This window comes from Thalassobacillus pellis, from assembly GCF_016908295.1.
Classification (GTDB): Bacteria; Bacillota; Bacilli; order Bacillales; family Halobacillaceae; genus Thalassobacillus; species Thalassobacillus pellis.
This window is the reverse complement of record NZ_JAFBDO010000001.1, coordinates 931,879-956,791: the sequence shown is the minus strand read 5'-3', so window position 1 is coordinate 956,791 and position 24,913 is coordinate 931,879. Positions and strand designations below refer to the sequence as shown.

Below are 24,913 nucleotides of genomic sequence, written 5' to 3'. Positions count from 1 at the left end.
AAAGCCGGGTAAACCAACTGAACAGACTATTATAAGCTCAGATGCAGAAAGGTTGGTCAGCCTTGATACTGGTTGCAGTGTTATTATGCCTTATCGGAACCCTTGGCTTTACTAAACATGCCAAAAAATCTAAAGTGGTAGGGGTTTTTTACACGCTCTCACTTATATGTATTACTGCCTCACTTATCGGTACATTTTTTATTACGGGAGGAATAGGCGATAAAATCATGATTATTGGCGGAATAGTGAGCATTCTATCCCTGATTGCCATGGTTTTCACAAAACCGGAACAAAAACGTTCGAACATTCACTAGTATTGTCATTCGGCGACCATAAGGTGGTCGTTTTTTTGCGTTGGGGAAGTATTTGCAAAGAAGTCCATCAACGTAGTGCAGATGTTAAAGTTCCTAGTAGAAGAAAACACAGGCATTCACGAAAGGACAAGTGAATGCCTGTGTTTCTAATTGGTCAGGAATGATAGAAGTGAAGGTCTGAAAAGAGCGGCGAGGCTTACCTTAAGCTTTCAGGGGGAGAGCAAGACTGCTGTCCCTTAGTCTTATTCATTGAAACCCCCCCTACTTGTAATAATAATTACGTTGTAGAGTAAATAAATGTTGCTTTTTAGAGTAACTTAACATACTATTAAGAGTAATAAGGTGGTGAGTGTATTGAAAGACATTCGATTAAATGTGGCGCTGCTTCGAAGAAAAGTCCCGAACTTGACCAGTGCAGCCCGTTCAGTAGGCTTAAGGCCGGCAACAGTGTCCAACCTTTGTACAGGAAAAATACCAGTAGGCAGGGCAGAAGTACGTACTTTAGTCACGTTAGCTTCACTGGCAGAATGTAGTCTTGATGAGTTGATAATTAGAGGGGAGAAGGTTGACATGATTGAGACCGGTATTAAAACGCTTGATTTGTTCGCTCCATTAGCAAAAGGGGGTACTGTGGGCCTGGTGGCTCGGCCGGGTATGGGTCAATTAGTGATTTTGGCGGAATTGTTCCATCGGTTAAGGAAAGAAAACTACATGACAGTATTATTGAAGCCGGAAGAGGAACATGAAGAGGTGGAAGACATTACAGAATACGCAGATTCTCTTCCAGAAACGATCGATGTTGCCTATCAAGTGATAGCTGGAACCTCGCCGGATAAGAATATTATATTTGCTGCAGATCGCTCCCATGTTCTGACTGGTGAGATTTTTGATCTGCAAGAAAGACTTCAGCAGGTTGGCATGGATTCCGTGACTACCCTGTTAGTAGATTTGAAAGGAGAGGTAGTAGACGAAGAACTTCCTTATGGGCCATTGGAAACGCTGCTTCAACTGGATGCTGACCTGGCCGCAAGACAACTGTTTCCTGCAGTTAATCCCATCTATTCTACTTCATCCGTTTTAGAAGGATTACATCTGGATCAAACACATCAGCAGATTCAGCAGCGTGCGCAAAAACTGCTAAGGAGATACCGGGAGCTAAGGGCAGTGGTCAATGTAAAAGGAATAGACAGTATCCCGCGTGTGGAGACCATAACCTATAAACGAGGGGAATTGCTGGAAGCCTATTTGACACAACCGTTCTATGTAGCAGAAGCATTTACCGGACAAAAAGGCGAGACAGTAGCCTTGCAGGATACCATTAAAGATGTCAGGAAGATTATTGATGGCTCCTTGGACTCAAAAGAATCCGGGGAATTGCGTTATATCGGAAGTGTCGTATGATTTATCTCTTTCCATTATTCCTATAGCAGAGATAAGGAAGGCTGCCGATACTTCTGGCAGCCTTCCTAACTACTTTTTGAGTTTAAAGTTCGGACTTAATTCACTCCACACATCAAACATGTTTCCATCAAGGTCTTTGAATACAAAATTCAACCCTGGATGTCCCCGGTTTTCAATATCGCCTACCTCTATTCCTTTCTTTTGGAAAGAGTGATGCAAGGATTTAAGAGCTTCGCTTCCATTCACTTCAAATGTCAGGGTAAAATGTTCCACCCCTTTTAAAGTGAGGAAATTCGCAGTTTGCTTTGCTTTCCCTTTCACTAGAAAAAAACTTTGATCGGCAAGGTCCAGAATTGCTTTGGTCTCATCTAAATGGTTGATGCGTGCATGTAAATTATCCTGGTACCATTCTGCTGCCTCTTTCGGATTCTTTACTGGTATGTAGGTAGTACCAACGCGGTGCAGTTCCGTCATATATAAACCTCCTTTTTTTGTCAAAGTTATTTTTCGATAAAGACTGAAAAATCTCCTTTGCCATTTTTAAATAAAAAATAAAATAATGTGTATAGGACAATCTTGGGTCAGGGGAAGCTTTACATAAGGAGGCGGTAGAACATGAATACTTTTGAAGTATTGTCGTTGATGCTCAGCTTCGGAATGTTTGTAATCGCTGTCCTGAAGTTTGATGATTGATTCCCTTTTCGAACACGCTCCTTCAGCGTGTTTCTTTTTTTGCCTTTTCATGATTATTTTGGAATTTCGATTTTAGGGTTGTAAAACGCTTACACAACATCTATAATGTCACTAAACCGATTTACTAAACCGATTTATTAAAACCATTGTTAGTTAATTTAATACATTAAGAGCTTGGAGAGGTTGTCATGAAACCGGTAACAATTGCTGATGTGGCCTTGCATGCCAAGGTATCTAAAAGTACTGTTTCCCAATTTTTAAATAAACGCTATGACTATATGGGCGAAAAAACCAAACAGCGGATTGAACAGGCGATTAAGGATTTGGGTTACCAGCCTAATTATGTAGCCAGAAGTTTAAAGCAGAAATCAACGAAAACGATTGGTGTGATAGTAGCCAATATTCTTCATAACTTTTCTACAGAGGTCAGCCGGGCCATTGAAGATGCCTGCAATGAGCATGGTTTCCATCTGATTGTCTGTAATGCAGATGACAACCCGGAAAAAGAAAAAAAATATATGGAAATGCTTCGCGCCAAGCAGGTGGATGGAATTATCATCTTCCCTACTGGTGGTAACAAGGAATTGTATCAAAAAATGCTGGATGAAAAATATCCGGTAGTCTTTGTCGACAGGGAAGTTCAAGGTATTCCTGTTTCCTCCATCATGCTGGAAAATAAAAAAGCAGCAAGGCTTGCAGTCGAGCATTTTATTGAAAGAGGTTATAAGCGAATCGGCATCATGACCACATCAATTATCCGTAATCTTTCTCCAAGAGTAGAAAGAATCGAAGGCTACAAGGAAGCTATGAATGACAATGGCTTGCCTGTACAAAAGGAATATATGAAAAGCCTTGACCTGGAACAGATTCAGGACGGGATGAAAAGTATGCTTTCTTTGAAAGAGCCTCCTGAAGCTGTAGTTGCCGGAAATGACCTGGCATTGATTGAAATATTGAAATATGTCAAACAGAACAGACTTAAAATACCTGAAGATTTAGCAGTCATTGGTATTGATGATGTCTCATTCGCCAGCTTCTATACGCCATCCATTACTACTGTGGCTCAGCCTACATTTGAGATGGGAAAAAAAGCTGCGGATGTGTTACTTACAAAAATCAGCAAGAAGCAAGGTAAGGACAACCTTCCTGATTATCGGTTTGAACCGCAATTGATGGTCAGGGATTCGGTTGGATACCGAAATGGATGAAAGGAGGATAAGCATGAAGGATGTCATAACAATTGGAGATGCCATGATTACGTTTGACCCTTCCCATAAAGGACCAATGAGATATGCCACTTCATTTGAACGGAAGGTAGGTGGAGCTGAACTGAATTTTGCTATCGGCTGTGCTCGCCTGGGGTTAAATACAGGATGGATAAGCAGGCTTGGCAATGATGAGTTTGGCAGATATATTCATAATTTTGTCCGCGGGGAAGGCATCGACGTCACTTCTTTAAAGATGATGGAGGGGTATCCGACATCATTGAATTTCAAAGAGGTGAGAGGAGATGGAAGCGGGAGGACTTTTTATTACCGGGAAAACTCTCCTACCAGTACGCTGACGAAAGCGACCCTTGATACGGAAGCTATCAAGAATTCCAACCTGCTTCACATCACTGGGGTGTTTCCGGCGATTGATCAAGCCAAAAACATCGAACTGATTAAATACGCTTGTAAGCTGGCAAAAGAAAGCGGCAGCATGGTTTCATTTGATCCAAACATCCGTCTGAAACTATGGAGCAGGGAAGAGGCGAAAGCTGCCTTGGTAGAGTTTCTCCCATATGTAGATATTTTATTAACCGGCTTAGAGGAAGCAGAACTGTTATTTGGCACAGATGATCTAAAGGAAATTTTCCGGGAGAGCAGTAATTATAATATTGAAACTGTTGCCATAAAGCTTGGTGACGAAGGAGCTGTCGGCTATCACAAAGGAGAGATGGTAACAGCGAACGCTGTTATACCAGACAAGGTAGTAGACACAGTTGGGGCAGGTGATGGATTCGATGCTGGATTCGTTTATGGTATTTTACAAAAATGGCCGCTGGATAAGGTTTTACAGTTTGCCAATACAATCGGCTCCATGGTTGTCAGTGTAGATGGCGATAATGAAGGGCTTCCTTATCTGGAAGAGGTACTTATCCAAATGGGAGAAAAAGAATTGATAGAAAGATAGTCTGGGAGGTGAGGTAATGAATTTACAGCTGGCGCTTGATCGTCTGACGAAGGAAGAATGTTTCGGGATTTTAAAAGAGACGAGTGATAATATTGATTGGATTGAAATAGGTACTGGCATCATCAAGGAATATGGCATGGAATTAACAAGACAGATAAAAAAGACTTATCCCGATAAGACACTGGTTGCCGATATGAAAACCTGTGACGCTGGGAGAGCTGAAGCCACCCAGGCTTTCGAAGCAGGAGCAGACATCATGACGGTAATGGCTTTCGCAGCTGATAAAACCATTTCGGACACATTGGAAGCTGCCCGGGAGCACAACAAGCGGGTAATGGTAGACCTGCTTGGTGTTACAAATAAACAAAGAATCGAGCAGTTGAGAAGTCTTGGTGTTAATCTGGTCAGTATCCATTTTGGAAAAGATATGCAGGAAACAGGGACAATGGGCAAAGAGGTTTTTTCATTGGTAGAAGATACTCATGCGATGGAAATCGCAGTGGCTGGCGGGATAAATTTGCAGTCCCTGCCGGAAGTGCTGGTATATCAACCGGATACGGTCATCGTCGGTTCTGCTATAACAAAGCAAAAGGATCGACAAAAAGCCGCCCGGGAATTGAAAGAGGTGATGCGGGATCATGAGAAAGGTAATTGATACGGTCAGTGAAGAGATTTCAAAAGTACTTCGTCTTGTTGACGAGAACGAGGCCATTGATTTATCGGAGCATTTAAAAAACAGTAAGCGCATCTTCATAACCGGTGAAGGACGTTCTGGTTTAATGGGAAAAGCGATTGCTATGCGCTTGATGCACGGCGGGTTTGAAGTCTATGTAACGGGAGAGACCATTACACCAAGTATTGGAGAAAGTGATTTACTCGTGGCAATTTCAGGTTCTGGAACAACGTCGTCCATTGTCCAATACGCAGAGAAAGCTAAAGAGTCAGGGGCTAATGTGTTTTTGATAACAACCAATCCAGAGTCAAAACTTGCAGGTTTAAGTGAAGGCGTATTGACGATACCAGCAGCCACGAAAAAGCGGAAACCGAATGAGCCAGAAACAATTCAGCCGCTGGGGAATCAATTCGATCAATCTGTTCATTTATTGCTTGATGCTGTCATCATCCACACCCTTAATACGGATGAAAATGGATATAAAGAGATGACAGAAAGACATGCCAACATGGAATAAATTCTACTATCCTTTATGAAAGCGAATTCAATTATTTGGAAGGGAGATTCATAATATGAAAAAATTTATCGCACTATTTTTAACCCTTGCAGCCGGGCTGTTTACATTGACGGCCTGTGGAGGTTCAGGAAGCGGAGCAGGGGGCGGAGATGGAAAGATAAAAATCGTAGCAGCCCACAACCAGACATCTCCGGAAAACCCTTATCAAACAGGATTACTGAAATTCAAAGAAGTAGCTGAAGAGAAGTCTGGAGGAAAGATAGAAGTTGAAGTACATGCTGGTACACTTGGGACAAGCGAGTCCGAGCTTGTCGAGAAACTTAAGCTCGGCGGTGCAGATGTTGTGCTTGTATCCCCTGGTTTCATGAGTAAAACCGGAATTGATGAAATCGATCTATTTGCTATCCCGTATATGTTCGACAGCTATGAGCATTGGGAAAAAGTAGTCGATGGTGAAGTTGGCGATAAGATGGCAAAAATCATTAATAAAAAGTCCAATAACGACTTCAAATTGCTCGGATATTGGTCAGCAGGTGTACGTCATTATTACGGTAAGAAACCTCTTCAATCCATGGAAGATATTGAAGGCATGAAATTCAGGACACAGACTTCTGGTGCTGTAGCAAGCTATTGGGAACAGACGGGAGCTGTCCCTACTTCCGTAGCATGGGGTGAACTTTACCAGGCTCTTGAGCAGAATGTCGTTGATTCAGCCGAGAATGCTTATCCTTATTTTGTGCAGCAAAACCACCACAAAACAGAAAACGGAAAGTATATTACCGAAACAGCACATGACTACACGACCCGTTTCCTGCTGGTCAATGGAAAGAAATTTGAATCTTACAGCAAAAAACAGCAAGAGATCATTATGGAAGCTGCAAAGGCGTCTGTAAAAGCAGAAAGAGAAGCTGTCAAAAAACAGGAAGAGGAATATAAACAAAAAGCTATTGAGGATGGGGCGAAGGTCAACCAAATCGACCGTAAACCATTTATCGAACTGGCTAAACCTCTTCAAGATAAGACTGCTGAAGAAATCGGAGCAACAGAAATGCTGAAGAAGATCAGAGAGTTGAAATAAATAGCAATATGGAGTTTAAGGGAATACAAAGGGCACCTATAAGTGCCCTTTCCTTATAACTCTTAAGGAGGTAAGAATAGCATGTTCATTAAATGGCTGGAACGTATACAGTTGACAATAGGAATCTTATTTCTGTGTATCTTTTTCATTGCCATTCTCATTCAGGTAATCACCAGATACTTAGGAGTATCGGTGGTCTGGACAGGTGAAGTGGCAAACTATGCATTCATCTGGTCAGTCTTTATGGGAGCGGCGGTCATGGTGAATAGACGAGAGCACTTCAAATTTGATCTATTATTGAAGAAGCTTAAAGGGAGAAAGCGCAATTCCCTGTATATTTTCAATGATTTGATATTGCTAGCTTTCAGTTTTGCGATCTTTTTTTACGGAATGCAAGCTGTTCAAAGCTTCTGGAACTATAATTGGGTATCTCTTTCAGAAATGAAGATGGGGTATGTATGGATTTCTGTGCCAATTATGGGGGGAACCATGGTCATCTATATACTGAATAATATTTTCCAAACCATAAAGAATTTTAATAGAGAGGAGGCAGTCGAATGATTGGTCCGATACTAGTAGGTTTATTTGTCATTTTAATGGTTATCGGCATTCCTATTGCGTTTGTAATCGGAATTGTGGCGATGTTAGGAATCATGAATATTCCATATATACCTGAAGTCACAGTTCCTGTGAAAATGCTGAATGGGCTGGATTCTTTCGTGCTTATAGCGGTGCCTTTATTCATTCTGGCTGCTAACCTCATGAACAGCGGTCAGATCTCACAGAAACTGATTGATTTTTCGCTGTCTGTCGTAGGACACATCCGCGGAGGATTGGCACATGCTAATATTCTGGTTTCAATGCTATTTGCCGGTGTGTCCGGTGCGGCACAGGCAGATACAGCAGGTGTGGGGAAAATTCTGATTCCGAGCATGAAAAAGCAGGGTTACGATAAAGAGACCGCTGTAGGTGTCACTGCTGCCTCTTCGACGATAGGGGTAGTCATCCCGCCTAGTATCCCGATGATCATTTATGCAGGTCTTACCAATGTTTCAGTAGGGGCATTATTTATCGTCGGTATCGTTCCTGGTGTGTTGATTGGACTAGGAATGATGGCGATTGTCTATATGCTTGCTCTAAAGCGGGGTTATCCGACTTATCAGCGTGCGTCTGCCAAGAATTTCATGAAGCAGTTCGTCCAGACCATTCCGGCAATGATGACGCCGGTCATCCTGATTGGCGGGATTATCAGCGGTATATTCACAGCAACAGAAGCCGCTGCATTTGCATCACTATATACCGTGTTTGTAGGAATGTTTATTTACAAAACATTGAAGTTGAAAGACTTTCCAAGAATCCTGATTGACACCATTACACTCAGTTCGCTGTCTCTATTCGCATTGGCGGCAGCTAGTGCGCTTGGGGAACTGATGAGTTATTATCAATTATCTGCATGGGCTAATCAATTCTTTACAGAAAATATTGATAGTAAGTGGGTTTTCCTTCTTATTATCATAGCGTTTTTCTTGTTTATCGGAACATTTATGGACGCAATTCCAGCCATGATTCTGTTCATACCAGTTATACTTCCTGTGGCCATCACCTTTGAAATAGACCCGGTATTACTTGGGCTGATTACAGTAATCACATTGGCTGTGGGGCTGGTAACACCGCCGTATGGATTGTGTTTATTGTTGGCAGCAAAAATAGGGAAGCTGTCGATAGAGCGGTCGTTCGGTGCGGTCATGCCATATATCGCAGTCATATTAGTAGTATTGTTCGGATTAGCATTCTTCCCGGATATTGCATTTTATTTACCTCAGAAAATAAACCCGGGATTATTTTGAATAATTCAGACAGCTAAGACGTTAGGTGTTGGCTGTTCAATGAAGGTAAATGAATTAATCGCATAACAACATACGGTTATAGCATGGTTGATTCCACGAGGAGGGAGAGGTGGTGACGCCTGCGGGAACAGCGCGAGCCGAAGATCCACTATAGCTTTAGGCCGTGCCCGCGGCAAGCATCCACCGGCAAGCGATTGGTGAGACTCAACAAGGCAAAAAAGTCTTGTCTAATATTTAGCAAATCTAATGGTAGAATAAGAGGAAACCATATGCAAAGGAGTGCTTCATTTGCCTGTTGCCTCTTTTCAATCAAGAATATATGCTTTCCTGATCGATTATGTCCTTATCGCTTCATATGGAGTCCTGGTGGTAGGAGGCATTTCCTTTTTACTTTGGACAGATATGGAGCGCTTGTTCTCTGAGTCTCCTGCGATTGCCCAATTACTAGGTTTCTTTATGATGACACTGCCTGTCTCCCTGTATTTTATTATCAGTGAACAGTCAAGCTGGCAAGGGTCATGGGGAAAAAGAGTTTTAGGGCTCCACGTAATTAATAAAGCAGGGGGAAGGATAGGGGTTTTCCAGTCTGCCATCCGCTCTGCGGTAAAATTCTTACCCTGGGAAATTGCTCATTTTGGCATTTGGCGCTTAGTAATGCCGACTGATTTTCCTGAAGGGGCTGCCCTGTTTGCCCTCAGTGCTGCTAATTTGACAGCAATAGCATATCTGGTATTTCCGTTGTTTAATGAAAAGAGAAAAAACATTTATGATATGGCGGCTGGAACGACAGTGATAGTTAAGAATGAATAGAAAAATAGAAAATCACAAAATTAAGCGCCCAGGGCACTATACCCTGGGCGCATTTCTTAATTCATGTACATATGGATGCCTGGTCCGAATGGAATTCCAAAAAAAGCAAACGCAAGTAACAGCACGATCCATACGGAAAGAAAGATAATACTGTATGGGAGCATCAAGGCAATCAATGTACCAAGGCCAGCTTTTTTATCGTATTCTTTCATGAATGCCAGTACGATAATGATATATGGATTCATTGGAGTAATAATATTTGTTGAAGAATCGGCTATACGAAATGCCGCTTGTATGAATGCTGGATGAAAATCTAATAGATAGAACATTTTTACGAAAATTGGTGCTTCAAGTGCCCATTGGGCAGAGCCGCTGAATATTAACAGGTTCATTACCGCAGTAAGGAGTACGAAACCGATAATAACTGCAATTCCCGTTAACCCAATAGATTCCAGAAAGCTAGCTCCACTGACCGCTATCCATGTACCAATATTAGTCCAGTCAAAGTAAGCGATGAATTGTGCGGCTGCGAAGATAAGGACAATGAACCCTGACATATCCTTCATTGCTTCACTCATGAAAGTAGCTATATCCCTGTTGCTTTCAATTTTATTGACTGTTCTCCCATAGGTGATACCGACCGTAATGAAAAACAGCAGGATGATTGGAACAATACCATCCAGAAACGGGGAAGGAATAAGGCCGCCTTCATCATTTCTTAACGGGGTGCCTGGGAAAAATAAAGCGATTAACAAAACAGCAATAAAAATACCTGCTGCAATTACTGCATTACGCAAACCGCGTTTTTCTATAGATGTAGACTTTTCCAGCTCTGTTCCACCTTTACCATCATATTGTCCTAACCTCGGTTCTACTATTTTTTCCGTAATTAAGGCTCCAGTTATGGAAAGGACAACGACAGAAACCATCATGAAATACCAGTTATCCACTGGCGTAACTACCATATCAGGGTCAAGTGTCTGGACTACCTCGGTAGTAATACCAGATAGCAAAGCATCTGTTCCGGCAATAATGATATTTGCAGTGAAACCAGCCCCAACTCCGGCGAAGCCAGCTGCAAGACCGGCAAGCGGGTGTCTGCCTACCGTGAAAAATACCATTGCTGCAAGGGGAGGTACGATGACAAAGGCAGCATCGGATGCCAGGTTACCTAGGATACCGACAAATATGACAGCATAAGTGATAAGGGCAGGGGGCGCTTTTAAAATTGTGCTTTTGATTGCTGTCTCAAGCAGGCCAACTTTGTCCGCCAATCCGATTCCGAGCATCATAGCAAGTACCAGTCCAAGCGGTTTGAAGCCGACAAAGTTCTCCAGCATCGAACTTAAAATATAGCGGAGACCTTCTCCGGAAATCAGGCTTTTAATGGCAACGGTTTCTTCGCCGCCTGGTTTGGTGAATGTTACATCGAAAAGAGAAATGACCCAGGACAATATGATGACAAAAAAAGCCAGGTAGACAAATAGCATGAAAGGATCTGGCAAGCGGTTTCCCGCACGTTCGATCACATTCAAAAATCGATTTAAACCCTTTCCTCCTGAAGTGTTCGTTTGTGTAGTCATTTTCTTCACCCTTTCTAGTTATTTTTGGAAATTTACCTAAAATATTCCGAAATAGTGATTTGGAAATGCCTGAGAGCTATTTAATAAAAGTAAATACCTTCCTTGGTCGTCCGCGTTCTCCTGATTGAGCTTCTCCACATTGCTCGATAAGTCCAGCCTTTTCCATCTCAGTTATAATTCTGCGTCCGTTTCGCTCCGAACTCTGGAGCCATCGTGCTAAATCCTGAGAAGTAAACTGGGGGCGATGGTATTGACTGGTATAGGCAAGGATCTTTGAAACTACACCAGGGCTGATGGAGGCTCCCTTGATTTTTTCACGCCACGAAATGCCTGTTTCCCTGGTTTGGTAAGAGAGGTCTTCCGTCTGCCTGCTTTTTAAAGTGATGGATTGGTCTTCGTCTACCAGAAGGATAGTTGCCTCGGGATACTGCTTGCTGTTTCGGAACCCCAGTCGTACATTTTGTTCAGCCTGGGATACTGTTTCTCCAAATCCGATGGAAATGTTCGAGTCGATGTCAGCCTGTAACTTTAAATCTTCCATTAAACTGACTAGATCCTCGTATGCTGCTTCACTCATTTCGCCACGTGTTGTAAAAATGAAAAATAAACCATCCCCAAGCTGCATCAGTGATCCATTTGTTTTTTCAGCGACTTTTAATAGATAACGTTTTAAATCAAGTTCCTGGTGTTTCATTTTGAAGGAATAATAGACCTCGTCGAGTTTATCAAGGTTAAAGAGGATTTTGCATCCAATTATAGCTATCTGGGAATTGCGATACCTGTTCGATTGGGCCCGTTCTTCCAGGTATTGAATGATCAGCCGTATGGACAGGTAAGAAGGGGTTACCCGAAACACCGGAATACCGAGGTTTTTCAGTTCGTAATAGACATTCTTAATGGAAGTAATGACCACTTCTGTCTTTCCTTGTTCATATAAAGTTTTATGGTGATTTACGAGATCTTCTATGTGGTTGTAGCCTTCAAAAGGGTGGTTGTGATAGGTGAGCGGCTCTAAATGATAAAAGGAAAGAATTTTTTCAATTTCTTCATTGGATACAGTATCAATCCCAACGCTTTTAAAGACTTTATTTTCTGTTAATTGTGCTTCTAGCAATACTCCGAAAAAGCTGGCTCCATGCAATGGTGGATAGCTCGCCTCATCTGCTGTTATCAGTCCGTTTTCACTTGCATAGGTGTAATTTAGTACTCCGGAAAAGAACCATTGGTCGACTTCATGGCGATGTTTGGAAAGGATGCCTTTAATGTCTGAAAGTTTTTCATAAATGAATGGAATGAATTCAATGTTTTTAAATTCCTGGGCGACATACTGAATTCTTTCCATAGAATCCTTTGGCCCAATAACTCCGATTTTAGTTTCCATGTATCTCACCTGTTTCCTTTCGTAAGTACTCAGCTATGACATGTGTACCTTTTTGAAGGTCTTCTAACCGTGCATGCTCATTAGGGTGATGACTTATACCTTTTTCGCACGGTATAAAAATCAGTCCTGATGGCCATTTCATTGCCATATTCATGACGTCATGTCCTGCGCCGCTATCCATCAGTAACGACTTAAATCCAAGGTTTTGACTCGCTTGTCTTAACTTTTCCTGAATGGAAGGAGCAAGGAAGACAGAATTATTATCAACCAATGTGTCAATCACGATTTCCACACCTGTTCTCGCTTCTATTTGGGCGGAATAGGCTGTTATAGCAGTTACCATATTATGCTTGGAAGCATCATCCACGCTTCTGATATCAATTCCAAATTCTACTTTTCCTGGAATGACGTTCATAGCATTGGGCCATAGTTTGACGGTGCTGACAGTTGCAACCAGCGGTATAGCTTTTGTACTTGAGACCATTTTGGCTTCCTGTTCCACAAAGCTGACTAAGGGAGAAATGGCTGCAAATGCATCCTTCCGTGCATGCATTGGAGTAGTACCAGTATGATTGGCCATCCCATTTGCTGTTACTTTTAATCGAATTGGACAGGCGACACCACGGACAATCCCAATATCAGCATTATTGTTTTCGATTCGGGTTCCCTGCTCAATATGCAGTTCAATGAAACTCTCTAAAGCATCTTTCGTCTGCTCAGCTTGTTCTATAACATCCCAATCTGCCCCAAAGCTGTTTACAGCATCTTTTATGGTAGTCCCTTCAGCATCCGTCACTCCCGCCTGCTCCTCTTTGTCCAGCAATCCTGCAATGGCCTTGCTGCCAATTGTAGATACCCCGAATCTTGCTGATTCCTCTGAAGCAAAGCAGATGATGGCAATGTTTTTTTGCGGTGTAAAATGTTGATCCTTAAGTATCTTTACTGCGGCAAGCCCGCATAATACTCCTGCGACACCGTCATAACCACCACCATTATGTACCGTATCGAGATGAGAGCCTACTGCTACAGTAGGGGCATTACTGTCTGTTTCCCATACCGCCCACTGGTTTCCGGCGTTATCCGTGAATGTCGATAATTCCAAATCAGCTGCAATGGAACGAAATTCGTGGTGAGCCCTTGCTTCATCTTCTGTATAGCTGAGTCTTGTAAACCCTTCAGGGACATCCATGGAATTTGTAAGATTCAATTGCAGAAGCTTTTTTTCGAGCCACATTCTTATATCACTCATAGGACGAACCCCCTTTTAAAATATGGATAAAAGTATCCAAAGCCACAGGGAGTACAGCCTCATCAAAATCAAAAGCAGGATGATGATGCCCGTAAGGTAACTGGGTGCCAAATAACATATAGGTAGCTTCCCCACCTTGCTTTTGCACCGCATTTACCATGAAACTTGCATCCTCGGAACCGGATACAGGAGCGACAGGAAGGACTCTTTGGACGTAATCACTTTTTTCACAAAAATGAGTAACCCGGTCGATCATACCTGCATCACAGTTAATTTCCTCTGTTTCCCCAACAAAAACAATATCTAATTCAACGTCATGCATGGAGGCAGACGCATGCAGCATCCTTTTTGCTTCATTCCACACATAGTTGTTGATATCTTTCGTTTCTCCCCGTGTTTCCACTTCTAAATAGGCTGTATCTGAGATGATATTTCTTCCTCTTCCTGCTTCCAGCCTGCCAACATTAATCCGCGTAGTGCCGCCGCTATGACGGGGAATAGCGTATAGTTGTGTGGCTGCGGTAGCCCCTGCGAGCAGCGCATTTTTTCCATCCTCCGGCTTCATGCCTGCATGGGCAGCTGTCCCTTTATAACGGATATTCATTTTAGAGGAAGCCAGAAACCCTTCTGTTGTTGCGGCAATCGTCCCGGCCGGCATCGATTCTATTCCGATATGACCTGTATAGAAGCGATGGACCCCATGCAGCCATCCTTTATCTGTCATAGCCTTTGCACCACGGCCGCCTTCTTCCGCGGGCTGAAAAAGCAAGGTGAATTTCCCTCTTAATGTATCTTTCTTTTCGGAGATATAACGAGCGACACCAATACCGATCGCAGTATGGCCGTCATGTCCGCATGCATGCATCACATCATGCTCCCGGGAACGAAAGCCTTTTTGGAAAGGTAAATGGCTGGAATCTTCACTTTCGTTAATAGGAAGCGCATCAATATCAAAACGAAAGGCGACATGGTCTCCCGGCCTGCCTGTGTCTAAAATGGCTACCAGTCCCGTGTTTCCCCCACTCATTTTTTCCAATGATTCTTCATCCACCCCCCATCTTAATGCCTTTTGTTCCTGTTCATTCAGTTCTTCCTCTGTTGGTAATCCAAGACGTGACTCACTCTTTAAAGCGTCCTTGCCTATATGCAGTTCAAACCCCAGCTTCTCTAATTCTTTACTTAACAGAAAAGTTGTCTTGTACTCCATAAAACCAAGTTCAGGCTGCTGATGAAGACACCTTCGCCATGTGAAAAGGTCTGGTAACACGCGGGCCATGAAATCATCTTTCATTTAATCACTCCCTTTTAGATTGGTCAGTGTGTCGATTGCTACTTTTGCTAAAAGCTTGCATCCATTTGGAAGAGCATGTTCATCCAGTTGGAAACGAGGGTCATGGAGCGGCTTTTGGTTTTCTTTATCTGGTATTTGTGTTCCCAGCCATATGAATGCTCCAGGAATATTTTGCAGGAACCGGGAAAAATCTTCCCCTGCTAACACAGGTGCTACATCCGGTGTAGCTTGTTCTCCTAATAATTCCTGGGCGGACATACGTACCTGGTTTGCCCATTTTGGTGTGTTGATTGTCGCCGGATAGCCATCCAGGTATTCTATTTCGGCATTACCATCAAAGGCGGAGGCAGTTTGCCGGATAATCGTGTGAAGGCGATCCTTCACTTTTTCTTTGATTTGGGGGAGGTAGGTGCGCACAGTGCCCTCCAATGTCACTTTATCGGCAATGACATTATATCGATAACCACCTTCTATTTTTCCGATGGTTACGACTGCCGCTTCCAAAGGGTCGACATTTCTCGAAACAATCGTTTGGAGGCTCGAAATAATCTGATTTGTGATAATGATGGCATCATTACTTTCCTGTGGCATGCTTGCATGCCCTCCTCGACCGGTCACTGTCACTTTAAAGCGGTCAGAAGCACCCATCATCTCCTTATCGCGGACGCCAATTTCACCCACTGGCAATGTCGGCCATACATGTTGGCCATAAATAACATCTGGTCTGTATTCTGAAAATATTCCATCGTCCATCATCTGCTGAGCTCCACCGACAGGAGCATTTTCCTCCGAGGGCTGAAAAACTAACAGGACAGTCCCGTTAATCTGTTCTTTCATTTGTCGAAGCGTATAGCCTGCTCCTAAAAGCATGGCAGTATGGGCATCGTGTCCACAGGCATGCATGATACCTTCTTTTTGTGAAGTAAAGGGAAGATCGTTCATTTCCTGGATTGGCAAAGCATCCATGTCAGCCCTGAGCGCTACAGTCTTCCCTGGCGAAGATCCTTTTATAATGCCAAGTACACCAGTTCCAGCGAAGCCGGTTTGATAAGGGATACCGTATTCCTCAAGCTTTTGCTGGACTAGCGCAGACGTTTCATATTCTTCTCCACTCAGTTCAGGGTTTTGATGCAACTTTCGCCTGGTTTCGATAATTTCATTCTTTATTTCCTGCACATGACCCGAAATAGTATTTATTACCATGATTGCACTCCTCTAATTATTTAAGGAAATATTCCGTAAATATTCCTTAAATGACTCATTACAAAACAGTATAACAAAAATAATAAATATGTCACGGATATATTTTAAATTTTCAGAAATGGGAAAATATAATTAAAACAGGCTCCTTATATGTCAGGAGCCTGTTTTAGTGACGGGGGAAGAGGTCTATCCATTAAAGTCGTCAGGGTTTTTTTCGCTGGATTTATTTTTCTGTGCTTCACTTTGTTCGCGTTGTGGATCAATATCCTTATTAGGGTCTTGTTCCTTGCTTTTTTGTTCAGGGGGATCAGAATTTCTGTAGGAACGTTCTTGTTCATTTGCCATTCGAATCACCTTTTCAAGGAAAATGAAAATGACGCTTCATTGACTTTTTCAGCCAGCAAATCAGTTGTTTGCTAACTGTTCAAGCAATAATGCGCCATTAGCTTATGCTTATTAAAGTTATATCCGGTGAAGCGTGTCTTAAAACATAGTTTTTGATGTTACTCTCCATGAAATGGGCTTAGTTTACAATTTTGTTACTACTTGGTTAGATAAGTTTACACAAAAAAATAATGGGAAACTTTTTCCATAGGATGAGTCAAAAAGGAGGGGTTAGATGGACCACCTAAAAGCCTTGACGATCAAGGGGGTTATGACTTTTGCTGTCTTGCTTGTGATTTTGGGGTTTGTTTTTAATGTTTCGTTGATAGATGTATTAATTCTGACCGCAGTAGTAGGGGGTCTATCTTATCCTATAGGGGATTTAAACATCTTCCCAAAAACAGGTAACAGTATGGCGACTATAACAGATTTCGTCTTGGTGTTCGCTGTTGTTTTTGGTTATGGGCTCGCTTTGACAAATCATATGGTCTCCCTCGTACAGGCGGGCATCCTTACTGCTGCTGTACTTGCGTTAGGAGAATGGTTCTTCCACAAGCATATCGCTAAATTAGTGCTGCATAAGAAGCGGCCGTTTCAATTGCATAATTATTGAAATAGAGACTGTGAAAAAGACTCTGCTTCATCTAGCCAGGGTGAGCTAGGTGAAGCAGAGTCATTTTGTTTGAGGGAAATTCCAATATAAAACCATGCTCTCATTCCCGGTGGGAAAGGAAGTGCGCCTCGTATTTAATGTAAGTGGAATTTTTGACATGGTTTTTTCTTCCGGCCGATTTATGAAATTTTTTCGACCTTACAGACAGCTTGTTTCAAAATAGGCTGATGAGATACAGGGTCGACAACATCCATGGTCATTTCATTTGCCGATTGCTCACCGTCCCAATTTCCATAATGGAAAGGAATGAATACCTCACCTTGATTAATTCTGTTATCAACGTGGACAGGCAGTTGAATTTCGCCTCGTGGGGAAGTGACGCGTACAAGGTCATCCTGATTGATTCTAAGAGAGTAAGCGTCATCCTCATTCATCTCCACATAAGCTCGAGGTGCTTTTTCTTCTAACTTTTTAGAACGGGCAGTTTTCGTTCGTGTATGCCAGTGCCAGAGCAGCCTGCCAGTATTTAGCCAGAAAGGATACTCATCTTGTGGCATTTCAGGTGAACCAAAGTAATAGGTGGGTTGGAAAATGGCTCTCCCATCGGCATTTTTCTGTTGGAATTCTGCTTTTGTTTTAGGCCTTCCTGTGATTGGATCTTTTCCAAAGCTTTGGCAATAGTCGATATTGGTGGGGAAGGTCTGATCTTCATACAAGCGTGTTGTTCCTTCGGGTTTGTCTTCCGTTGCCGGCCAGCGAATGCCTTTTTCTTTTTCCAATAATTCATAGGTCATACCGGACATATCACTTGGGCGTCCTTTAGATACCTTTTTCCACTCTTCAAAGGCTTCCTCTGGAGTAGTATATTGAATTAATGGATTACCGTCTTTATCCTTAAAGCCCATACGGTTGCTGAACTCTACTAATATCTCAAAATCTGATTTGACACCTTCAGGCGGTTCCACTGCCTTCCTTAATAAATTGATGGTACGATCTGCGTTTTCCATTGTGCCTTCCTTTTCTCCCCACATGGCCGGCGGCAGGACAATATCCGCCACTTCTGTCGTTTCAGTTAAAAATGGATCTTGTACTACGACAAAGGCTTTCTCCAACGCCTTTTTGGCACGTTGTCTGTTTGGTAACGATACCAGTGGATTAGTATGGATGTTCCAGAAAAAGCTGATTTTATCATTTTCAATCATTTCAATCTGTTTCATGATTCCTTTTTCTGGTCCGATTTCGAGTTTTTCTGCATCAATATTCCATAATTCTGCCATTTCATTCAAATGATCAGGGTTGGCAGGATTGCGATTCCCTGGATAAGTACCGACACCGCCTACAGTACGATTGCCAGAAGAACTTGGCTGACCAGCCATGTGGAATGGACCACATCCTGGCTTTCCTATCAGGCCGCGCATAAGATGCAGATTATTGATGGCCACACATGCTGTTGTAGCATCACTGCTCTGGAATGCTCCTTGCAGGGTGGTGGATACAAGGGAAGGAGTTTCTCCCAGTACCTTAGCTGCCAGAGTAAGCTGTTCTTCCGGTATACCTGTCATTGCTGAGGTTTTCGCAAGTGTCCATTCCTCGATGGAATTGCGCATACTGTTAAACTCGATGGTATTTCTGCTAATATAGTCACGATCAATGTTTCCATCTGATATGATTTGACGAATGATTCCATTTAAGAGTGCCGCATTTGTTCCAGGTTTCAAACTCAAGTGAAGATCTGCTTCTTTTGCAGATGCGGTTTCCCTGGGATCAACGACAATTAAGTAAGGTTTACCTGTCCTGTTTTTTCTCTCCATGATTCTATCAAATAAAACGGTACCTGTTTCTGCCGGGTTATGTCCGAACAACATCACTGTTTCAGCGTGGTCGAAATCTTCAAATGATGCGGGAACTCCATCTGAACCAAATGATTGGAGCAAACACCATTCCGTAGTGGCCGTGCATAATCTGGTATTGGCATCAAGTAAATGTGTACCGATTCCAGCCCGCCCAACTTTGGCGATTGTGTAGAAGTCCTCCAGGAACCCTTGACCAGTGGAGTAGATTGAAAAACCATCCGGCCCTTTGTTCTTCAAAGTTTTTTTGGCTTGCTCGACCATCAGATCCATTGCTTCCTCCCATGTCGCTTTTTCCAGTTCCCCGTTTTCGTTACGGACCATCGGAGTAAGCAGCCGATCTTTACTGTAATTTGCATACCACTGATCTTTTGCTTTCGGATCAAGCTTCCCCATATTAATGGAGTGAGAAACCTCCCCTTTGATTCCGACTATTTTGTCATCCTTAACTCCGATTTCACACCCGCATCCAATGGAACATAAGTTGCAGGTACTGTGCACCCAGTGATCAACATTCTCATTTGCTTCAACATTAGCGTCTGGAATATTTTCTTTTCCTGTCATTGTAGACTCCTCCTTACAAAATTTAATCCCGGTATAGAGCAGGGACGATAATTCTGCTGTCCTTATGACCTTTTGCAATGCTTTTTACATAAGGGACTGCTTCTTCGAGTTCTGTCTTCATTCGAGAAAACTTGGTTTCCAGTTTTGAAAGGACCTCTTCCTTAATCGTTTTGTTTTGCTGGCATAACCTCTTCCAGCCATTAAAATGCAATTTTTCTACTTCGTCACTTTTGTAGACGATGGAAATAGCATTCAGTAAATTATCAGGATCATGATTTTTTTGTTTTAATAAATCAAGTGTTTTTCTTACATGTGTTTCTTTTTCGCGGAGGGCTGTGCGATAGCGGTATTCTAAAGGGGTGTTGGTTAAATCTGCCTCTTCGAGAAGTTCTTCTGCCAGTTTTCCCACATATTGAAAATGGACACGCAAAGACATATGCTTATCTCCTTCCCTTTGTAAGGTGCATAGACAGCTTTAATTCGGCGTTTCCCTGAAGAAACAAATTACAAACTATTACCATTACTGGAAAGTCAATGGGGAGTGGGGGGAGGAGAGGCAATCAGTCTTTTTTTATCATTCTTTAGGGGATATAATAAGAGAAGCTAAAGACATTAAATAAAGCGGTGAAAAACATGATTCTCATCATAGATAACTACGATTCATTTACCTACAATCTTTCCCAATATTTCCAACAGCTGTGCGCGGAAGTTTCAGTGGTGCGTAATGACCATATTTCGACAGATCAAATCAATAAGCTGGAGCCTGATTTAATCATATTATCCCCAGGTCCAGGGACCCCGGAAAAAGCTGCCATATGCAAGGAAATCGTTGCAATATATCAGTCAACAATACCGATATTAGGTGTCTGCCTCGGACATCAGGCTATTGTCGAATATTATGGAGGAAGTATCGTGAAGGGGCATCAGCCTATGCATGGAAAAGTGACAGCCATTGAACATGATCAAGCTATTACTTACCGCGATGTGCCCTCCCCTGCAAAGGTCACCCGTTATCACTCACTCGTTGCCAACCCAGCTGATCTTCCTCCATGTCTGCATATCACAGCGACAGGTGAAGACGGGACAATCATGGGAGTGAGGCATCGTAGTTACCCTGTAGAAGGAGTACAGTTTCACCCGGAATCGATTATGACGAACTTCGGGTTTCAGATGCTTAAAAATTATTATGATTATGCTGTTAAATGGCGGACAGCTTCAAAGAAAGAGAAGGTGTAGGGATGGAATCATTTTTACAATTCGATTTTAAAGATAGACCGTTGTCCTTTTCAGAACCCCTGGAAATCGTTACTGCTGATTATATTCATGAAGTACAAGGGGCTTTCGAACGCATAGAAAAGGCTTTAGAGAAAGGTTATTATGCAGCAGGGTTTATTGCTTATGAGGCAGCCCCAGCTTTTGACCCGGCTTACAAAGTGCATGGAAATACCAAGACACCACTTGTGTGGTTTGGAATATATGAACAAGCTCATGTTCCGAAAAGCCGGGTTTACCCAAATGGGGGATTCCAGGTGGGAGAATGGAAGATGGATATTGATATGAAAGAATATGGAAGTGGAATCAATCAGATTAAAAACGCGATAGAGGCGGGGGACACTTACCAGGTCAACTATACAGCACGGATGAAGGCTTCCTTTCACGGGGATGAATATGCTTTCTATCAACAACTATATAAGAATCAGCAGGGGGCTTACAGCGCCTATTTGGATATCGGCGATTATGCAGTGTTGTCCGCTTCCCCGGAGTTATTTTTTCAAATCCGTGATAGGCAAATTATCGCGAAACCGATGAAGGGTACGGCGAGAAGAGGCAAAACGGTTGAAGAAGACCAATTACTGGTTAATGGACTTACTGAATCGGAAAAAGAACGAGCTGAGAATTTAATGATTGTAGACTTACTTCGGAACGATATTGGACGGATAGCAAAACCGGGAACAGTAACCGTTCCACAGTTATTCGAAGTGGAAAAATACCCCACCGTCCACCAGATGACATCGACAATCAAAGCAGAACTGGAAGAAGGAAAGCGTGTTTTTGACTGGTTTGAAGCGCTTTTCCCATGTGGTTCTATCACCGGTGCACCGAAAATAAGTACAATGGAATACATAAACGAGCTGGAGCAATCTCCACGGGGAATTTATTGCGGGGCCATCGGTTATATCACTCCGTATCGGGAAGCGATATTCAATGTGCCAATCCGTACTGTTGTCCTTGATAAAAGGGAGCGTGAAGCGATATATGGAGCTGGCGGAGGAATCACATGGGATTCAACTGCGGAAGGTGAATACGAAGAACTGCAAACGAAGGCAAGGCTGTTGACAGAAAGAAGAAAAGTATTTCAGCTGTTGGAATCTATAAAGTTAGAGGAAGGGCAGTTTCCTCTGCTGAAGTATCACTTAAAACGACTGTCGGACTCAGCCCGGTATTTTGGTTTTTTAATTGATATTTCCCGGGTAATAAATGAACTTGATGATATAGCTGACAAGATTCCCTCAGGTACACACAAAGTCCGGTTGTTAATGGATCACAGAGGGGAAATTCATGTCGAAAGTGCGCCGGTAATAAGGATGGATTCTATTAAGTATAGTTTGGCAGATAGGCCTATCAACACAGAAAATTCTTTCTTATATCATAAGACAACCAATCGGGAGGCATATGAGTCACATGTAATCCGGGCGCCGGAAAGAGCCGATGTAGTACTGCTTTATAACGAAAATAATGAATTGACTGAGTTTACTATTGGCAATATAGTTGTGGAGAGTGAAGGTGAATACTTCACACCTCCTGTAAGTTGTGGCCTGTTACAGGGAACCTATCGACAAAAATTATTGGATGAAAAAGTTTTAAGAGAAAAAGTGATTAAGAAAAAGCATCTCTTTGATTTTGATTCAGTATGGATGATAAACAGCGTCCGAGGATGGGTGAAAGCTCAAATTATATAAAGCGCACCCCCAGGAGGGGTAAATTCGCTGCTCCTGGGTAAGCTCTATAAGCAAGTATATTTCGCACGTATTATCAAAAAAACCTTGTTCCAACCATTTGTTTGCAAGTTGCGGGTATATTTATAAATATTTCCTGTTTGTGTGGTCTATACCTCTATATGAGTTGATGGTATAATGCCAATAAAGCGTTTCCATAATTATTTATTAGGAGGAGAAAGAATGTTAGCTTTTTTACAAAGAATCGGTAAATCATTGATGTTCCCGATTGCAATGCTGCCGGCAGCAGCCTTATTGGTACGCCTTGGCGCAGAGGATATGCTGGATATTGCATTTGTCGCAGCAGCTGGTAACGGCATATTAACCAATCTGCCAATAATCTTTGCCATAGGTGTGGCGATGGGATTTTCAAAAGATGGCAGCGGTGCCGCAGCGTTATCGGGTGCTGTCGCTTATCTTGTACTCAAGGGAGGGCTCAGTTCTTTTGGGGATGAATTGGATATGAGTGTGTTTGGCGGCCTGTTAGCAGGTATTGTAGCCGGACAGTTATATAACCGCTTTTATCAGATTCAACTTCCAGAATGGCTGGCTTTCTTTGGAGGCAAACGGTTTGTTCCTATCATCACTTCCGTTGTGATGGTTCTTATCTCCGGGGTGTTCGGATTTATTTGGCCGCCTATCCAGGATGCAATCAATGCATTAGGGGAATGGATTCTTGGTGCCGGAGCACTTGGCGTCGGCTCGTACGGATTTTTCAATCGTCTGCTGATTCCAATCGGTCTGCACCATGTCATTAACTTTATGGTATGGTTTGACTTCGGTTCTTATATGCCGCCTGGTGCAGATGAAGCCGTACGCGGCGAAATCAATCGTTTCTTACAAGGAGATCCTTCTGCTGGACGGTTCCTGGCAGGCTTCTTCCCGATTATGATGTTTGGTCTGCCGGCAGCATGTCTTGCTATGTATGCGGCGGCTAAAAAGCATCGTCGTGCCGCTGTAGGTGGAATGTTATTCAGTATTGCTTTTACATCCTTTTTAACAGGGGTAACGGAACCAATTGAATTTTCATTCATGTTCTTATCTCCATTGTTGTACGTTGTACATGCATTTTTGACCGGATTGTCCATGATTGTCTCCTTATGGCTGGATATCAGACATGGATTTGGCTTTTCAGCAGGTTTCATAGATTATGTATTGAACTTCGGAATTGCAGAAAAACCGCTGCTGCTCTTTGTACAAGGGATTGCTTTTGGAATAATTTATTTCGTGGTTTTTTACTTCTTGATCGTCAAGCTGGATTTAAAAACTCCTGGACGTGAAGAGGAAGATGAAGATTATGCTGAAGAAAGCCAGCAAATTGGTAAGCCTGAAGGTGGTAAAAGCGGAAAAAATTATGACACCAAAGCTTATCACTATCTGACAGCACTCGGCGGACCTGAGAATATTACCTCACTCGACTATTGTGCAACGAGACTCCGCCTCCAAGTTAACGACATAAATGCTGTAAATGAAAATGCCCTGAAGAAGCAAGGGGCGAGTGGTGTCATGAAACTCAGCAAGACGAATCTGCAGGTGATCGTTGGTACAACTGTCGATTTTCTTGCCGATGCTATGAGAAAGAGGATGGACAGTAATAACATGGACCATCCTGAAGGATCGTCACCTCAGCCATCATCTGAAGGTGTCGAAACAATCCCGCGCTTACACGCAGAAGGAATAGTTTCACCTGTAAACGGTAAATTGCTGGACCTTACAGAGGTACCTGATCAGGTTTTTGCACAAAAAATGATGGGAGAGGGATTTGCCGTCGAACCGGAGGATGGACAATTTGTTGCTCCTGTCAACGGAGAAGTCATCAATATTTTCCCAACGAAGCATGCTATCGGGCTGCGAATGGAAAGTGGACATGAAGTTCTCGTCCATATTGGTTTAGACACCGTGAAACTGGAGGGAAAATGTTTTGAAGTATTGGTGTCTGAAGGAGAGAAAGTGGAAAAAGGAGATCCATTGATGCAGGTGAATTTGGATTATTTAAAAGCAAATGCCCCTTCTGCAATAACGCCAGTAGTTTTTACTAACCTGTCTAATGGTGAAGTAATCACTGTAAAACAATCTGGGCTGGTGAAAGCGAGTCAGGAAAATATACTTGATGTTAAATAAATGATAAAGAGCGGTTGTCTAAGTCGGACAACCGCTCTTTTTGTTATAACTATATAACGGTAAAGGCTGGTACAGGATGAGGAGTTTAAGAGGGTAAATGAAAAATGTATGGAGGAGATTTAAGGTTGCGAGAAGAAAATACTGTAGTTGGAACAAAGAGAGAACAAGGC

At 42.6% G+C, this 24,913-nt stretch carries 24 protein-coding genes; 15 read left to right on the top strand and 9 right to left on the bottom strand.

The genetic code is table 11. The annotated features are described in order from the left end of the window. Positions 1-62 precede the first annotated feature (62 nt). On the top strand, positions 63-314 hold the full coding sequence (locus tag JOC33_RS04490; protein ID WP_205091230.1) for a hypothetical protein: 252 nt from the start codon (positions 63-65) through the stop codon (positions 312-314). A 354-nt stretch (positions 315-668) separates the two neighbouring features. Next, positions 669-1,715 (top strand): ATP synthase beta subunit C-terminal domain-containing protein, encoded by a 1,047-nt coding sequence (locus JOC33_RS04485; protein WP_205091229.1) that lies wholly within the window; start codon positions 669-671, stop codon positions 1,713-1,715. Between the two features lie 69 nt (positions 1,716-1,784). On the opposite strand, the gene JOC33_RS04480 is transcribed toward JOC33_RS04485, so the two are convergent. Continuing rightward, positions 1,785-2,189: a VOC family protein gene (locus JOC33_RS04480; RefSeq protein ID WP_205091228.1), complete on the bottom strand. Its 405-nt coding sequence runs from the start codon at positions 2,187-2,189 to the stop codon at positions 1,785-1,787. A gap of 141 nt (positions 2,190-2,330) precedes the next feature. Between JOC33_RS04480 and JOC33_RS20715 the strand changes: the two genes are divergently transcribed. The 9 genes from JOC33_RS20715 (at position 2,331) to JOC33_RS04440 (ending at position 9,508) form a co-directional block, all read left to right on the top strand. Beyond that, positions 2,331-2,408, top strand: a complete 78-nt coding sequence (locus tag JOC33_RS20715; protein ID WP_420825697.1) for a putative holin-like toxin — start codon at positions 2,331-2,333, stop codon at positions 2,406-2,408. 188 nt (positions 2,409-2,596) lie between these two features. Beyond that, positions 2,597-3,616, top strand: a complete 1,020-nt coding sequence (locus JOC33_RS04475) for a LacI family DNA-binding transcriptional regulator (protein ID WP_205091226.1) — start codon at positions 2,597-2,599, stop codon at positions 3,614-3,616. Positions 3,617-3,629: 13 nt separating this feature from the next. Beyond that, complete coding sequence (locus JOC33_RS04470) at positions 3,630-4,583, top strand: sugar kinase (protein WP_205091225.1); 954 nt, start codon at positions 3,630-3,632, stop codon at positions 4,581-4,583. Positions 4,584-4,599: 16 nt separating this feature from the next. Further along, on the top strand, positions 4,600-5,238 hold the full coding sequence (gene hxlA, locus JOC33_RS04465) for a 3-hexulose-6-phosphate synthase (RefSeq protein ID WP_205091224.1): 639 nt from the start codon (positions 4,600-4,602) through the stop codon (positions 5,236-5,238). Beyond that, positions 5,222-5,773 (top strand): 6-phospho-3-hexuloisomerase, encoded by a 552-nt coding sequence (hxlB, locus tag JOC33_RS04460; protein WP_205091223.1) that lies wholly within the window; start codon positions 5,222-5,224, stop codon positions 5,771-5,773. The genes hxlA and hxlB overlap by 17 nt, the downstream gene beginning before the upstream one ends. Before the next feature lie 55 nt (positions 5,774-5,828). Further along, a complete protein-coding gene (locus JOC33_RS04455) occupies positions 5,829-6,851 on the top strand; it encodes a TRAP transporter substrate-binding protein (RefSeq protein WP_205091222.1) in 1,023 nt (340 codons plus the stop codon). A gap of 81 nt (positions 6,852-6,932) precedes the next feature. Further along, on the top strand, positions 6,933-7,412 hold the full coding sequence (locus JOC33_RS04450) for a TRAP transporter small permease (RefSeq protein WP_205091221.1): 480 nt from the start codon (positions 6,933-6,935) through the stop codon (positions 7,410-7,412). Next, a complete protein-coding gene (locus tag JOC33_RS04445; protein WP_205091219.1) occupies positions 7,409-8,698 on the top strand; it encodes a TRAP transporter large permease in 1,290 nt (429 codons plus the stop codon). The genes JOC33_RS04450 and JOC33_RS04445 overlap by 4 nt, the downstream gene beginning before the upstream one ends. A 288-nt stretch (positions 8,699-8,986) precedes the next feature. Continuing rightward, on the top strand, positions 8,987-9,508 hold the full coding sequence (locus JOC33_RS04440) for an RDD family protein (protein ID WP_205091218.1): 522 nt from the start codon (positions 8,987-8,989) through the stop codon (positions 9,506-9,508). 56 nt (positions 9,509-9,564) lie between these two features. On the opposite strand, the gene JOC33_RS04435 is transcribed toward JOC33_RS04440, so the two are convergent. The 6 genes from JOC33_RS04435 to JOC33_RS04410 form a co-directional block, all read right to left on the bottom strand. Continuing rightward, positions 9,565-11,091 (bottom strand): AbgT family transporter, encoded by a 1,527-nt coding sequence (locus JOC33_RS04435; protein WP_205091217.1) that lies wholly within the window; start codon positions 11,089-11,091, stop codon positions 9,565-9,567. A gap of 76 nt (positions 11,092-11,167) precedes the next feature. After that, positions 11,168-12,472: a hypothetical protein gene (locus tag JOC33_RS04430; RefSeq protein ID WP_205091216.1), complete on the bottom strand. Its 1,305-nt coding sequence runs from the start codon at positions 12,470-12,472 to the stop codon at positions 11,168-11,170. After that, on the bottom strand, positions 12,462-13,721 hold the full coding sequence (locus tag JOC33_RS04425) for a M20 family metallo-hydrolase (RefSeq protein WP_205091215.1): 1,260 nt from the start codon (positions 13,719-13,721) through the stop codon (positions 12,462-12,464). Before JOC33_RS04425 ends, JOC33_RS04430 begins: the two co-directional genes overlap by 11 nt. Further along, positions 13,714-15,012 carry an amidohydrolase gene (locus JOC33_RS04420; RefSeq protein ID WP_205091214.1) on the bottom strand — a complete coding sequence of 433 codons (1,299 nt, stop codon included), beginning with the start codon at positions 15,010-15,012 and terminating at the stop codon, positions 13,714-13,716. The genes JOC33_RS04425 and JOC33_RS04420 overlap by 8 nt, the downstream gene beginning before the upstream one ends. Further along, positions 15,013-16,215 (bottom strand): M20 metallopeptidase family protein, encoded by a 1,203-nt coding sequence (locus JOC33_RS04415; protein ID WP_205091213.1) that lies wholly within the window; start codon positions 16,213-16,215, stop codon positions 15,013-15,015. A 186-nt stretch (positions 16,216-16,401) separates the two neighbouring features. Then, the gene (locus tag JOC33_RS04410) at positions 16,402-16,560 is read right to left on the bottom strand and encodes a hypothetical protein (RefSeq protein WP_205091211.1); all 159 of its coding nucleotides are present in this window, start codon (positions 16,558-16,560) and stop codon (positions 16,402-16,404) included. Between the two features lie 274 nt (positions 16,561-16,834). Between JOC33_RS04410 and JOC33_RS04405 the strand changes: the two genes are divergently transcribed. Further along, complete coding sequence (locus JOC33_RS04405; RefSeq protein ID WP_205091209.1) at positions 16,835-17,212, top strand: DUF2512 family protein; 378 nt, start codon at positions 16,835-16,837, stop codon at positions 17,210-17,212. 179 nt (positions 17,213-17,391) lie between these two features. Here the strand turns inward: JOC33_RS04405 and JOC33_RS04400 are convergent, their stop codons facing one another. Beyond that, positions 17,392-19,626, bottom strand: a complete 2,235-nt coding sequence (locus JOC33_RS04400; RefSeq protein ID WP_205091207.1) for a molybdopterin oxidoreductase family protein — start codon at positions 19,624-19,626, stop codon at positions 17,392-17,394. 22 nt (positions 19,627-19,648) lie between these two features. Continuing rightward, positions 19,649-20,062, bottom strand: coding sequence for a hypothetical protein (locus tag JOC33_RS04395; protein WP_205091205.1), 414 nt, complete (start codon positions 20,060-20,062; stop codon positions 19,649-19,651). 197 nt (positions 20,063-20,259) lie between these two features. Here JOC33_RS04395 and JOC33_RS04390 point away from each other — a divergent pair, with 197 nt between their 5' ends. The 3 genes from JOC33_RS04390 to nagE all read left to right on the top strand — a co-directional run bounded on the left by JOC33_RS04390 (position 20,260) and on the right by nagE (position 24,743). Further along, positions 20,260-20,862, top strand: coding sequence for an anthranilate synthase component II (locus tag JOC33_RS04390; RefSeq protein WP_205091204.1), 603 nt, complete (start codon positions 20,260-20,262; stop codon positions 20,860-20,862). 2 nt (positions 20,863-20,864) lie between these two features. Further along, on the top strand, positions 20,865-22,586 hold the full coding sequence (gene pabB / locus JOC33_RS04385) for an aminodeoxychorismate synthase component I (RefSeq protein WP_205091203.1): 1,722 nt from the start codon (positions 20,865-20,867) through the stop codon (positions 22,584-22,586). A gap of 219 nt (positions 22,587-22,805) precedes the next feature. Further along, positions 22,806-24,743 (top strand): N-acetylglucosamine-specific PTS transporter subunit IIBC, encoded by a 1,938-nt coding sequence (gene nagE / locus JOC33_RS04380; protein WP_205091202.1) that lies wholly within the window; start codon positions 22,806-22,808, stop codon positions 24,741-24,743. Positions 24,744-24,913 lie beyond the last annotated feature (170 nt).

Coding starts and splice junctions, on each gene's coding strand:
- JOC33_RS04395 (WP_205091205.1), bottom strand. CDS start 20,062: ATGTCTTTGCGTGTCCATTTTCAATATGTGGGAAAACTGGCAGAAGAA.
- JOC33_RS04430 (WP_205091216.1), bottom strand. CDS start 12,472: ATGGAAACTAAAATCGGAGTTATTGGGCCAAAGGATTCTATGGAAAGA.
- JOC33_RS04415 (WP_205091213.1), bottom strand. CDS start 16,215: ATGGTAATAAATACTATTTCGGGTCATGTGCAGGAAATAAAGAATGAA.
- JOC33_RS04480 (WP_205091228.1), bottom strand. CDS start 2,189: ATGACGGAACTGCACCGCGTTGGTACTACCTACATACCAGTAAAGAAT.
- JOC33_RS04475 (WP_205091226.1), top strand. CDS start 2,597: ATGAAACCGGTAACAATTGCTGATGTGGCCTTGCATGCCAAGGTATCT.
- JOC33_RS04455 (WP_205091222.1), top strand. CDS start 5,829: ATGAAAAAATTTATCGCACTATTTTTAACCCTTGCAGCCGGGCTGTTT.
- JOC33_RS04410 (WP_205091211.1), bottom strand. CDS start 16,560: ATGGCAAATGAACAAGAACGTTCCTACAGAAATTCTGATCCCCCTGAA.
- JOC33_RS04450 (WP_205091221.1), top strand. CDS start 6,933: ATGTTCATTAAATGGCTGGAACGTATACAGTTGACAATAGGAATCTTA.
- JOC33_RS04435 (WP_205091217.1), bottom strand. CDS start 11,091: ATGACTACACAAACGAACACTTCAGGAGGAAAGGGTTTAAATCGATTT.
- JOC33_RS04420 (WP_205091214.1), bottom strand. CDS start 15,012: ATGAAAGATGATTTCATGGCCCGCGTGTTACCAGACCTTTTCACATGG.
- JOC33_RS04400 (WP_205091207.1), bottom strand. CDS start 19,626: ATGACAGGAAAAGAAAATATTCCAGACGCTAATGTTGAAGCAAATGAG.
- JOC33_RS04405 (WP_205091209.1), top strand. CDS start 16,835: ATGGACCACCTAAAAGCCTTGACGATCAAGGGGGTTATGACTTTTGCT.
- nagE (WP_205091202.1), top strand. CDS start 22,806: ATGTTAGCTTTTTTACAAAGAATCGGTAAATCATTGATGTTCCCGATT.
- JOC33_RS04390 (WP_205091204.1), top strand. CDS start 20,260: ATGATTCTCATCATAGATAACTACGATTCATTTACCTACAATCTTTCC.
- hxlA (WP_205091224.1), top strand. CDS start 4,600: ATGAATTTACAGCTGGCGCTTGATCGTCTGACGAAGGAAGAATGTTTC.
- JOC33_RS04470 (WP_205091225.1), top strand. CDS start 3,630: ATGAAGGATGTCATAACAATTGGAGATGCCATGATTACGTTTGACCCT.
- JOC33_RS20715 (WP_420825697.1), top strand. CDS start 2,331: ATGAATACTTTTGAAGTATTGTCGTTGATGCTCAGCTTCGGAATGTTT.
- JOC33_RS04445 (WP_205091219.1), top strand. CDS start 7,409: ATGATTGGTCCGATACTAGTAGGTTTATTTGTCATTTTAATGGTTATC.
- hxlB (WP_205091223.1), top strand. CDS start 5,222: ATGAGAAAGGTAATTGATACGGTCAGTGAAGAGATTTCAAAAGTACTT.
- pabB (WP_205091203.1), top strand. CDS start 20,865: ATGGAATCATTTTTACAATTCGATTTTAAAGATAGACCGTTGTCCTTT.
- JOC33_RS04425 (WP_205091215.1), bottom strand. CDS start 13,721: ATGAGTGATATAAGAATGTGGCTCGAAAAAAAGCTTCTGCAATTGAAT.